The following is a 12,459-nucleotide window of genomic DNA, read 5'->3' on the forward strand; positions in this document are numbered from 1 at the left end:
CAAATTTTGGTAACTTTACGAAAATATAAAAATATGGGACGTAATACATCAGTTTCTTTAGGCGACTACTTCGAGAATTTTGTTGAAGGCAAAATTTCAGAAGGCAGATTTAAAAATGCTAGTGAAGTGATTCGCGCTGGTTTGAGAATGTTGGAAGAAGAAGAAAACAAAATAATGGCACTCAAAAAAGCCATTAACGAAGGCATAGAAAGCGGAATTGCAGAAAGTTTCAACGCAAAACAACATTTGGAATTTTTAAAAGCTAAAAAAAGAGATGCCTAAATATCGTCTTACCAACAAAGCGGTTGAAGATTTGTCTAAAATTTGGGATTACACTTTCGAAATTTGGTCAGAAGAACAAGCCGACAAATATTATTATGAATTATTAGCGAATTGTCAAAAATTAGCTGAAAACCAATTTTTAGGAAGAAGTTACACAGAAATAAACAACGAAATTCAAGGCTTCAAATCAGGACAACACATCATTTTTTATAGTATTGTAAATGAAGATGAAATAGAAATCATTCGGTTTTTACATTCCAGAATGGATTTAAAAAATAAAATACAAGAATAAAAATAAATTAGAAGTTAGAAATACGATATACGAAGTTAGAATTGCAAAAATCGTATATTAAATATCTTAAAATAAAAAATGAAATATTACAGTTTAAACCATAATGCCCCAAAAGTTTCTTTCGAAGAAGCAGTAATACAAGGATTGGCCACCGATAAAGGATTGTATTTTCCAGAATCAATTACTCCATTGTCTCCATCATTTTTCGAAAATATAGAAAATTTAAGCAATGCAGAAATTGCTTTCGAAGCCATTCAGCAATTTGTGGGCGACGAAATTCCAACCGAAACCCTAAAACAAATCATAGCCGAAACCTTGTGTTTTGAATTTCCAACGGAAAAAGTGGAAAAAGACATTTATGCCCTGGAATTGTATCACGGGCCAACCATGGCATTCAAAGACGTGGGAGCACGTTTTATGTCACGTTGTCTGGGTTATTTCAACAAAGACAAAAAAGACAACAAAAACACGGTTCTTGTAGCTACTTCCGGAGATACCGGAGGAGCTGTGGCGAGTGGTTTCTTGGGTGTTCAAGGTGTGGAAGTCGTTATTTTATATCCTTCCGGAAAAGTGAGCGACATTCAGGAAAGACAATTGACCACTTTGGGACAAAACATCAAAGCATTGGAAATAGACGGTGTTTTTGACGATTGTCAGGATATGGTTAAAAAAGCTTTTTTGGACGAAAGTTTGGCGCACCACAACTTAACTTCGGCTAACTCGATTAACATTGCTCGTTGGTTGCCACAAATGTTTTACTTTTTCTTTTCGTACAAACAATTAAAATCACAAAACAAACCTTTGGTATTTTCTTGCCCAAGCGGAAATTTCGGAAATATCTGTGCCGGAATTATGGCGAAAAAATTAGGCTTACCAATTGAGCATTTCGTAGCTTCGACCAATGTAAATGATACTGTACCAAGATTTTTAGTAGAAGGAAATTACGATCCAAAACCGTCTAAAGCGACAATTTCGAATGCAATGGACGTTGGAAATCCAAGTAACTTTATCCGTATTCAGGAATTGTATAACAACGATTTGGAGCAATTCAAAAAAGACTTTTCTTCATTTGCTTATACTGACGAAGAAACTTTGGAAGCGATGCAATCCATCTACAAAACCGATGGCTACATCGCAGAACCTCACGGAGCTGTAGGTTATTTAGGTTTGAAAAACGAATTGAAAAACCATCCGAATGCGATTGGAATTTTCCTGGAGACAGCACATCCTATCAAATTTTTAGATGTCGTTGAACCAGCTTTAAATATCCAATTGCCTATTCCAACACAAATTGAAAGCGTACTGAACAAAGAAAAAGTAAGTACAAAAATTAAGACTTACGAGGAATTGAAAGCGTTTTTGGGATAAAACTTGATTACTACTTAAATAAAATAAACCGCAGATTTACCAATTTATTATTTGTGAATCTGCGGTTTTTATTCAAAAAAAAAAAAAAATGAACACATTTTTTTACTGATGATGATAGGGTTCATTCTTCAAAATAGTAAATCCACGATACAATTGTTCGATAAAAAACAAACGCACCATTTGATGGGAAAAAGTCATTAGCGACAGTGATATTTTACCTTGTGCTTTGGCATAAACCGTTTCCGAAAATCCATACGGACCACCGATGACGAAAACCAAAGTCTTTACGCCCGAATTCATTTTCTTTTGTAATTCATCCGAAAATCCTACACTCGAGAAATTTTTCCCATTTTCGTCTAATAAAATGAGTTGATCTGTTGGTGTTATTTTTGCCAAAATCAATTCGCCTTCTTTTTCTTTTTGCTGACTTTCTGATAAATTTTTTACGTTTTTAATATCAGGAATTATCTCTAAATCAAACTTGATGTAAAATGATAAGCGTTTTTGATATTCATCAATTAGTGCTTGCAGATTTTTATTGTCGGTTTTGCCTATGGCAATGAGTTTGATATTCATTTTTACACAATTTAATAACCACAAAGGTATAAAAACAAGAATCAAATAATATTACATCTAAATTATTAATACATTTTACTATATTAATTAAAATCAATAAAATTAAACTATTTATATGACACATACTCCCTTTTTTTAAGGGGTTCTCATTTCAAATAGTAATAAATAAGGCTCAATACCATCATTTTGTGATTAAATGTTGAAAAAAATATAAAATTTGTGAAATAGATATTAAGCCGTTTGTTTATTTTTGCGAAAAATTTTAAAATATATAACAATATGTTAGATGTAGGATTAACCACTTTTATGATTTTGGCTACTAGTTTAGTGATGCTGATGACACCTGGTCTTGCTTTCTTTTATGGTGGATTAGGATGTAGCAAGAATATTTTGAGTATTATGATGCAAAGTTTTGTTTCTATGGGAATAAGTACGGTGCTTTGGTTTGCTTTTGGCTATTCACTTTGCTTTAGCGGGAACATCGATTCGGGTTCTGACTTTTTTGGAATCATCGGAAATTTAGACAAAGCATTTTATCACGGCATTACGCCCTCGACATTATATTCGACTGATAAACCCTTTCCTGAATATGTATTTATTGCGTATCAAATGATGTTTGCTATTATTACTCCGGCATTGATTACTGGAGCTTTTATCAATCGTGTTTCTTTTAAATCTTATGTTGTTTTCCTGATTTTTTGGCAAATATTTGTTTACTATCCTTTTGTTCACATGATTTGGGGTGGCGGATTATTAGCTGAATGGGGTGTTTTTGATTTTGCAGGAGGAATCACAGTACATGCAACGGCTGGATTTGCAGCATTGGCATCAGTTTATTTTGTGGGTCGCCGACAAACGACACATGAGCCTAATAACATTCCGCTTGTTGCTATTGGAACTGCTTTGCTTTGGTTTGGATGGTACGGATTTAATGCAGGAAGTGAATTGGCAGTAAACTCAATTACCATTTCTTCCTTTTTGAATACAGATACGGCGGCTTCTTTTGCGGCGGTCACTTGGTTACTCATCGAATGGAACACAGGCAAAAAGAAACCCACTTTTATTGGGTTAATGACTGGAGCCGTTGCAGGTTTGGCTACTATTACTCCAGCAGCTGGATTTGTCGATATTTATTCAGCAGCACTTATTGGAATTATTGCCGCTTTTGGTTGTTTTGCAGCGGTAAAATTCAAAGAAAAGAAAGGTTGGGACGATGCGTTGGATGTATGGGGAGTTCACGGTATGGGAGGAATAATCGGGACTATTTGTTTGGGTTTCTTTGCTAATAGCACTATTAATTCTGCCATTCCAAACGGATTATTTTACGGCGGTGATGGCATGTTATTGTTCAAAGAATGTGTAGCTATATTATTTGCAACTAGTTATGCTTTTATTTTTACCGTTTTATTATTCAAAATTATCAATAAATTTATTCCTGTTCGTGTATCTGAAATTGAACAAGAATTAGGATTAGATTTAAGCCATCACGGCGAAGTAGCGAGACACCAACGCTAGAAATATTTCATACTAAAAAGGGCTGAATTCAGCCCTTTTTGTTTGTTTTATTAGGATGAGTAATTACCCTTGAAACTCATCACCTCCACCGTTTTCCATCTCTCGTTTAGGTTGTCTTTCTTTTTCGTTTTTCGGTTTGTTGAATCTATACGTAAACGAAAGGGTGAATTGTCTTTGTCTGAATTGCATTTCACTGTAGGTTCTAACTTCTTGAGGAGTTTGTAAAAAAGTCTCCGATTTCATTTTTCTAGAGTTGAACACATCGCTCACGCCCAATGCAATAGTTCCCTTTTCTTTCATCACATCTTTACTAAATCCGAGATTCATAGAGAAAATTCCAATCATTTTTCCTTGAGCTGTTTTTTGATCACCATTGTAATTCATATTCGTTTGCCAATCAATTGCATAAGGCAAAGTGATTTTCGAATTTAATTTAGCCGACCAAGTTGTAGCATTATTATCAAAACTTTGAGTCACTTCTTGATTATTAAAATCAGTGTATGTATAATCTCCTTCTGTAATAACATTGAATAAATTAAAATTAGAGTTCAATTTCCACCATTTATAAGGAGAATAATTAAGATTAAATTCAAATCCTGTTCTGTATTCGGTAGCTAAATTGATTGGAGTTGAAATAATTACTGGAATTCCATTTACCTCATCACCCGAGTTGATTCTAGCGAATTGAAAAACATCTGTTGATTTGTTAGTATAAATCGAAGTACTCAAAATAAATTTACCCCATTTTTTTAGGTATCCAAAATCTACAGCATCAGTCATCGCGGGATCTAAATCTGGATTTCCCTGAAAAATATTGATATTACTTGAATAATTGCTAAACGGATTAATCATTCTTCCTCTTGGACGTGTAATTCTTCGGCTATAATTTAGTGACAAATTACTGTCTTCAGACAATTCGTAAGTTACAAAAGCACTCGGAAAGAAGTTGTTGTACTTTTTGTTGTTAAAATTGTTTTGAGTAAACTGATTGACTTCAATATTAGAATCTTCCCAACGCAAGCCAAACAAATAAGAAAATTTATTTTTCTTGAAACCATATTGAGTATAAAAAGCATTTACGTTTTCGATATATTCTAACTCATTGGTAAAATTGGTATTCAAAACACCATTATTAAAAACGGTTACGTCTGTCAACTGATTGGTAAAACTACCTCTATAACCTGCTTCGAACTGTCCTCCTTCACCTATTGGCAAAACATAATCCAATTGATACAATTGTCTGTCTTGTTTTTGAATATTTTGAGTCACATCATTACCACTATCACTGTCCAAAATAGAATTATATTCATTTTCATCATTAGTAGAAATTTGAACGTCAACATCTAATTTATGTCCATCTTTTTTGAACTTTTTTTGCAAACTAGATCTGAATTCTACTCCATCTTCATTGGAATTTCCTTGATTCAAACGGGTTCTATTGTAATTACTAGGAGTATCAGCATAGAATTGATTGTTATAATTTACATCGTTATTATCATTTTTTTTAGAATCTCTGTAGTTGATTGTATTGGTCCAAGATGTAGATTCGTTTAAATACAATTCAAGTCCTAAATTCCCATTATAACCTTTATTGATTCGCTCATTATCTCTTGTTTCTAATATAAAATCAGGAGAACCTACATTTGGTGTTAAATACTCCGATTCAATTCGAGCATTACCAGGATTGTTTCTATAAGAGTATCCTTGATTGGTGAATAAATTGAAGTTCTTGGTTTTATAATTTAAAGTTCCACTAATACTATTTGTTTCAGGATAACCTGACGCAGCAATAAAAGTTCCATTAAACCCCTGATTCTTTCCTTTTTTCAGTACAATATTCAAAATTCCAGCACCACCTTCTGCGTCATATCTAGCTGATGGATTAGTAATTACTTCTACTTTATCAATTGCATCGGCAGGAATTAATCGGAGTGCTTCGTTGATATTAATAGCATTCGATGGTTTTCCGTCGATAAGGATAGTAACACTTTCGTTTCCTCTCAAACTAACAGCTCCTTCAGCATCTACCGAAACGGATGGAATGTTATCCAACACATCACTCACTGTTCCTCCTTTTACCATCAAATCGTTACCAACACTATAAATCTTTTTATCTAACTTAACAGAAACTGTAGTACTTTCTGCTCTAACCATAACTTCATTCAATTGTGTAGCATCTTCCTCTAAAGCGATTTGCCCTAAATTAGTATTGGTAGTAAGATTTCGTTCTTTAAAAATAATTGGCTTAAATGAAATAAATTCTATTCTAATATCATAAACTCCCGGAGCTACCTCAATAACAAACTCCCCTTTTGGATTGGTTACTCCTCCAGAAATTGTTTTTGGCAAATTAGGTTGTGTAATTGTAATAGTAGCATATTCAAGCGTTTGTTTGCTTACTTTTTCGATAACTTTTCCTGAAACTTTTATTTTAGCTGTTTGCAATTTTCCTTGTGCAAAACTCAAAATAGAACTAATAAACAAAAGACCAATCAGGACGGATTTTAATTTTTTCATAAATATAAAAGGATATTTTTTTGGTATTAGACTCCAAAAACAGATTTTAGTTTAAGCCTTAAATCATAAAGATTTGTTAAAGAATTGAATTCATTTTCTCTAAAGGTCTTGCAACAACGGCTTTGTTTCCGTTAATAACGATAGGTCTTTCGACAAGAATTGGATTAGCAACCATAGCTTGAATTATTTCATCATCGGTCATTGTTAAATTTTTGAATTTTTCGATCCAAATTTTCTCTTTCACACGCACTAATTCAATGGGTTTTATTTGTAATTTCTGGATAATTACTTTCATTTCATCAAAAGTGGGAACATCATCCAAATATTTGATAATTTCGTATTCTTGACCTGATTTTTCTAAAGAAATCAGACATTCTCTCGATTTTCCACAGCGGGAATTATGATATACTTGAATCATTGTAAAAAAGGATTTAATTTTTTGTAAAGTAAGGCATAAAAACAGAAAATTACACTAAATTTAGGTCTTACAAATTAAAGAAAATCAAAACCCGTAAAATGTTTATATCCCAAGCATACAAAGGCAACAATACTTGGTGGCGTGTCTTGATTACCATAGTATTGACTACCGGAATATTTATTAGCAACTTCATTGCTATTTATTTAATGTCAAAAGAAGAGACAGACAAATTGTATCAATCGATGAAAGATATGCCTAGCTACCAGTCGCTTTTGATTAATCTTTCTCCGTTTATTTTTCTGCTACTACTGTTGTTTTTGTTGGTTCGAAATTTACATAACCGAAGCGTTTTGTCGCTAACCACTTCCAGAGAAAAAGTAGATTACAAAAGATTTTTGTTTTCTTTTGGATTGATTATTTTCTTCACTATTGCAACTTTTTTTGTTTCCTATTTATATGATAATTCCAACATTGAATGGAATTTCCATCCCATAAAATTCCTGACCTTATTTTGCATTAGCATCCTATTATTTCCATTTCAAATTGGATTCGAAGAGTATTTATTCCGAGGCTATTTGATGCAACAAATTGGAATAATTGCCAAAAATAGATGGATTCCATTGCTAATTACTTCGGTTGTTTTTGGATTATTTCATAGTGCTAATCCCGAAGTGGCTGAAATGGGTTTTGGAGTCATGTTTTTTTATATTGGAACAGGATTATTATTAGGCATAATGACTTTAATGGACGAAAGTTTGGAACTGGCTTTGGGCTTTCATTTAGGTAATAATTTAATGGCGGCTTTGCTCATTACCACCGATTTTTCAGCAATCCAAACCGATGCGATTTTCAAATATTCAGGCGTTGAAAACCCTGTTGATATGTTGCATGAAATGATTATTTCAATTGCAATCGTCTATCCGATTATCTTATTTATATTTGCTAAAAAGTACCAATGGCAACACTGGAAAAATAAACTTACTGGAAAAATACAACCTTAAACACAACAATAATTTTTAAATAATTACAAAATGATTGCAACTAAAATTACATACAAAAACATACACAACCGTTTCAAATTGAACGGTTACCACATCAATCTTGAAGAAATGTATTATGTTGCTTATTCTTTTATCAAAGAAGGAGAACCTTTTGAGCAACACGTTGGACACTTTTTATTGGATTGGTTTGACGATAAATCCTATATCGAATTGAGTACATCAGGAACTACAGGAACTCCAAAGGTGATTAAAATAGAAAAACAAGCCATGTTGGATTCTGCTCTAGCAACAGGAGATTTTTTCGATTTGAAACCAGGTGATACTATGTTACACTGCTTGCCAACGAATTATGTAGCCGGAAAAATGATGTTTGTTCGTTCTTTCATTTTAGGGTTGGATATGAAATTTGTAGAACCTAGTTCTGATCCGTTAAAAAACATTGACGAAGAATTTGATTTCTGTGCTATGGTTCCTTTGCAAGCCAAAAATTCTTTGGATAAACTGAAAGCCAAGAAAATTAAAAAATTAATTATTGGTGGTGTAAAAGTGCATAAAGCTTTAGAAAAAGAATTGGTAAAATTGCCAATGAAAATCTACGAAACATACGGTATGACGGAAACCATTACACATATTGCCGCCAAAAAAATAGGAGAAAAAGCTTTTACTGTTTTGCCAAACGTAAAGATTTTTACCGACGAAAGAAAATGTCTCGTTATCAAAGCAAGTAAAATAAGCAAGGACGAAATTATAACCAACGATGTTGTTGATTTAGTTTCTGACAAACAATTCAGCTGGAAAGGTAGGTACGACAATATCATCAATAGCGGTGGAGTTAAATTAATGCCCGAAAAAATAGAAGACAAACTTTCGACCTTGATTCCAAGACGTTATTTTGTTGCTGGACAATCTGATGAAACTCTTGGAGAAAAAGTAGTCCTTTATGTAGAAGGAGAAACTCTAGCAATAGAAGAAACTGTTTTTGATGTTTTGGATAAATTCGAAAAACCAAAAGAGGTAATTTTTATTCCAAAATTTAGAGAAACTGCTACTGGTAAAATTATGAGAAGAGAAAGTTTAGAGTCTGTTGGTCACTAAAAACTTTAATTTTTTAAAAGAAAAAAGGGAGAATTTCAAAAAAAATCTCCCTTTTTATTTACCTTTTATTCTTGCATTTTAAAATAATAATCTGCCGAATTCTTACCGCTTCCATAAATTAAAAAGGCAATACAAACTACAAAAGTCAACAAGGAAAACAATAAATTTTGAGAGTGCATTTGCCCCATAAAATTGATAATAACAGCTCCCATCAATATAGGTAATTGTGCCATAATTGCCCATCTAGTCAGCAATCCAAAAGCAATCATTATTCCTCCCATAATATGAGCTGGAGCAATATAATGCAAAAGCATCATTCCACCACCAAACTGGTCTATCGGAGATATTAAATCTTGTAAATACTGAATGTTAGTGATAAAATAAACGCCTTTAAAGAACAAGAAAACACCCAGTGTTATTCGAACCAAATCTACGGGTAAATAAGTGTGCGCATTGGCCCATTTATTCAAACTTTTTACGCTGTTCATAATACTTTAGTTTTAAAATTACACACTAAATTACTAATTATTAACGCAATAAGCTATAAGAAAAGTATAAAATTCTATCTAAACTTGAATGACTCCCAAGTTAAATTTCTTTTCAATTGGCGCATGATTGGCTGCTTCAATTCCCATCGAAATCCAAGTTCGAGTATCCAAAGGATCAATAATCGCATCCGTCCAGAGTCGGGAAGCCGAATAATAAGGAGAAACTTGTTCGTCGTATCGAGCTTTGATTTTATCGAACAATTCTTTTTCCCTTGCTTCATCCACGATTTCTCCTTTGGCTTTAAGCGAAGAGGCTTCAATTTGAGCTAATACTTTGGCGGCTTGCGTTCCGCCCATAACGGCTAATTCTGCACTTGGCCAAGCAGCTATTAATCTAGGGTCATAAGCCTTTCCGCACATCGCATAATTTCCTGCTCCATACGAATTTCCAATAATGATAGTGAATTTAGGCACAACCGAATTGGAAACTGCATTCACCATTTTGGCTCCATCTTTTATGATTCCGCCGTGTTCTGATTTAGAACCCACCATAAAACCGGTAACGTCCTGAAGGAAAACTAATGGAATTTTCTTTTGATTGCAATTGGCAATAAAACGAGTGGCTTTGTCCGCAGAATCGGAGTAAATTACGCCGCCAAATTGCATTTCGCCTTTTTTGGTTTTGACAACCTTTCTTTGATTGGCAATGATTCCTACTGCCCATCCGTCAATTCTGGCATAACCTGTAATTATGGTTTGTCCGTAACCATCTTTGTAGGCTTCGAACTCGGAATTATCCACCAAGCGATGAATGATTTCCATCATATCGTATTGCTCATTTCGAGCTTTTGGCAAAATGCCGTAAATATCTTTTTCTTCTAAAGCGGGTTTCTCTGATTTGATTCGGCTAAATCCTGCTTTGTTATAATCACCAATTTTGTCAACGATATTTTTTATTTTGTCTAAAGCGTCTTTGTCATCTTTGGCTTTATAATCCGTCACTCCTGAAATTTCGCAATGTGTTGTTGCTCCTCCAAGGGTTTCGTTGTCAATACTTTCTCCAATTGCGGCTTTGACCAAATAACTTCCTGCCAAAAAAATACTTCCTGTTTTATCGACAATCATAGCCTCGTCACTCATGATAGGAAGATAAGCACCACCAGCAACACAGCTTCCCATAACGGCCGAAATTTGGGTAATTCCCATACCACTCATCAAAGCATTGTTTCTGAAGATGCGTCCAAAGTGTTCTTTATCAGGAAAAATTTCATCTTGTAAAGGCAAATAAACACCTGCAGAATCCACCAAATAAATGATAGGCAATCTGTTTTCCATTGCAATTTCTTGCGCTCGCAAATTCTTTTTTGCAGTAATTGGAAACCAAGCTCCCGCTTTTACAGTAGCATCATTGGCAACAACTATACATTGTTTTCCTTTGATATATCCTATTTTTACAATCACACCACCCGATGGACAGCCACCGTGTTCAGCATACATTCCTTCGCCAACAAAAGCTCCAATTTCAATACTTTTTGCTTTGGCATCCAGCAAATAATCAACGCGTTCTCGCGCTGTCATTTTGCCTTCTGAATGTAATTTTTGGATGCGTTTTTCGCCTCCACCTAGTTTGACTTTGGAAAATTTTTGACGCAAGTCAGCAAGAAGTAGTTTATTGTGGTCTTCGTTTTTATTGAAGTTCAAGTCCATAATGAAATTGTGTTGGTCTAAAAATAACGATGGCTAAATTACGAAAAATCATTGAAAGAAATTTTAGATTAATCTAGACATTCGCATTAAATTTTAACCACAAATAACTAAAAATATTTAACCACAGATTCGCAGATTAAAAATAATTTTAAAATCTGCGAATCTGCGGTTAATTTTATTGTAACTAATTTTATTTCTTCGATTCGTTGACCAATCGTTTTAAAATAGCCCATTGCTTTAGAGCATCACGGGCTTCAACCGCTGGATAACCTAACATTGTTTTACCAGCCGGAATGTCGCTAACAACACCAGAACCTGCACCAACAATTGCACCGTCGCCAATAGTGGTGTGGTCTTTTATAGAGGCGCTTCCGCCAATGATAACACCATTTCCTAAAGTTACAGAACCTGCTAATCCAGAATTTCCTGCCATGATGCAACATTTACCTAGTTTACTATTGTGACCAATTTGAACTAGATTATCAATCTTACAGCCATCACCTAAAACGGTAGAACTAAATTTTCCTCTATCTACACAAGCATTGGCTCCAATTTCGACACCATTTCCTAGAATTACGTTTCCTATTTGAGGTACTTTGACCAAGCCTCTTTCAGGACAAGGGCGAAATCCAAAACCATCGGCACCAATGGTAGCATTGGGATGAATAATACAATGACTTCCTAAATGGCAACGCTCGCGAATTACTGCTCCTGACCAAATGATGGTGTTTTTTCCAATGGTACATTCGTCAAGAATAGTGACATTAGGATAAATAGTTACGTTTTCGCCAAGTTCTACTTTTGGACCAATGTAACTTCCGGCACCAATTCGGGTTCCGTTTCCGATAATCGCTGTTGGATCTACAACCGCTGTTGGATGAATATCTGTATGAAATATGGGTGTTGGCGGAGCAAAAAGCTCTAAAATTTGGGACATCGCCAAATCGGCATTTTTTACTTTTATAAAAGCCCTTCCTTCGCCTGGTTCTATCGAAATATCTTCATTGACAACTGCCACAGAAGCTTTGGAATTCTCCCAAAGTTTTTCATATTTTCTGTTTCCAATAAAAGAAATTTCAGAAGCAGTGGCTAATCCTAATTGTTCGGGAGCGGTAATTTTTACAGAAGTATCGCCAACAATTGTGCCTTTTAAAACTTCGTTGATTTCTTGTATGGTATAGGTCATTTAGAGTAATGAAT

Annotated in this window: 12 protein-coding genes; 6 read left to right on the top strand and 6 right to left on the bottom strand. The window is 34.2% G+C overall.

Going from position 1 to position 12,459, the window contains the following annotated elements; genetic code table 11:
- The first annotated feature begins 33 nt into the window (after positions 1-33).
- From OZP15_RS12890 to thrC, 3 genes are all read left to right on the top strand, one after another.
- The gene (locus OZP15_RS12890) at positions 34-282 is read left to right on the top strand and encodes a type II toxin-antitoxin system ParD family antitoxin (protein ID WP_269225852.1); all 249 of its coding nucleotides are present in this window, start codon (positions 34-36) and stop codon (positions 280-282) included.
- Positions 275-574 carry a type II toxin-antitoxin system RelE/ParE family toxin gene (locus OZP15_RS12895; RefSeq protein ID WP_269225853.1) on the top strand — a complete coding sequence of 100 codons (300 nt, stop codon included), beginning with the start codon at positions 275-277 and terminating at the stop codon, positions 572-574. Before OZP15_RS12890 ends, OZP15_RS12895 begins: the two co-directional genes overlap by 8 nt.
- A gap of 78 nt (positions 575-652) precedes the next feature.
- Positions 653-1,942 (top strand): threonine synthase, encoded by a 1,290-nt coding sequence (gene thrC, locus OZP15_RS12900; RefSeq protein ID WP_281336313.1) that lies wholly within the window; start codon positions 653-655, stop codon positions 1,940-1,942.
- A gap of 102 nt (positions 1,943-2,044) precedes the next feature.
- Here the strand turns inward: thrC and rlmH are convergent, their stop codons facing one another.
- A complete protein-coding gene (gene rlmH, locus OZP15_RS12905) occupies positions 2,045-2,518 on the bottom strand; it encodes a 23S rRNA (pseudouridine(1915)-N(3))-methyltransferase RlmH (RefSeq protein WP_269225854.1) in 474 nt (157 codons plus the stop codon).
- Positions 2,519-2,797: 279 nt separating this feature from the next.
- On the opposite strand from rlmH, the gene OZP15_RS12910 reads away from it, so the two are divergent.
- Positions 2,798-4,033, top strand: a complete 1,236-nt coding sequence (locus tag OZP15_RS12910; protein ID WP_269225855.1) for an ammonium transporter — start codon at positions 2,798-2,800, stop codon at positions 4,031-4,033.
- A gap of 63 nt (positions 4,034-4,096) precedes the next feature.
- Here OZP15_RS12910 and OZP15_RS12915 read toward each other — a convergent pair whose 3' ends face one another.
- Positions 4,097-6,550 (bottom strand): TonB-dependent receptor, encoded by a 2,454-nt coding sequence (locus OZP15_RS12915; RefSeq protein WP_281336314.1) that lies wholly within the window; start codon positions 6,548-6,550, stop codon positions 4,097-4,099.
- 76 nt (positions 6,551-6,626) lie between these two features.
- On the bottom strand, positions 6,627-6,968 hold the full coding sequence (locus tag OZP15_RS12920; protein ID WP_269225857.1) for an arsenate reductase family protein: 342 nt from the start codon (positions 6,966-6,968) through the stop codon (positions 6,627-6,629).
- 98 nt (positions 6,969-7,066) lie between these two features.
- Between OZP15_RS12920 and OZP15_RS12925 the strand changes: the two genes are divergently transcribed.
- Positions 7,067-7,969 carry a CPBP family intramembrane glutamic endopeptidase gene (locus OZP15_RS12925; protein ID WP_269225858.1) on the top strand — a complete coding sequence of 301 codons (903 nt, stop codon included), beginning with the start codon at positions 7,067-7,069 and terminating at the stop codon, positions 7,967-7,969.
- Between the two features lie 30 nt (positions 7,970-7,999).
- Positions 8,000-9,064, top strand: a complete 1,065-nt coding sequence (locus tag OZP15_RS12930; RefSeq protein ID WP_281336315.1) for an AMP-binding protein — start codon at positions 8,000-8,002, stop codon at positions 9,062-9,064.
- Positions 9,065-9,129: 65 nt separating this feature from the next.
- Here the strand turns inward: OZP15_RS12930 and OZP15_RS12935 are convergent, their stop codons facing one another.
- The 3 genes from OZP15_RS12935 to lpxD form a co-directional block, all read right to left on the bottom strand.
- Positions 9,130-9,552 carry a DoxX family protein gene (locus OZP15_RS12935; protein WP_281336316.1) on the bottom strand — a complete coding sequence of 141 codons (423 nt, stop codon included), beginning with the start codon at positions 9,550-9,552 and terminating at the stop codon, positions 9,130-9,132.
- Between the two features lie 78 nt (positions 9,553-9,630).
- The gene (locus OZP15_RS12940) at positions 9,631-11,259 is read right to left on the bottom strand and encodes an acyl-CoA carboxylase subunit beta (protein ID WP_281336317.1); all 1,629 of its coding nucleotides are present in this window, start codon (positions 11,257-11,259) and stop codon (positions 9,631-9,633) included.
- Between the two features lie 190 nt (positions 11,260-11,449).
- Complete coding sequence (gene lpxD, locus OZP15_RS12945; protein WP_269225859.1) at positions 11,450-12,445, bottom strand: UDP-3-O-(3-hydroxymyristoyl)glucosamine N-acyltransferase; 996 nt, start codon at positions 12,443-12,445, stop codon at positions 11,450-11,452.
- Between the last annotated feature and the right edge of the window lie 14 nt (positions 12,446-12,459).

Source organism: Flavobacterium eburneipallidum (assembly GCF_027111355.2).
Taxonomy (GTDB): Bacteria; Bacteroidota; Bacteroidia; order Flavobacteriales; family Flavobacteriaceae; genus Flavobacterium; species Flavobacterium eburneipallidum.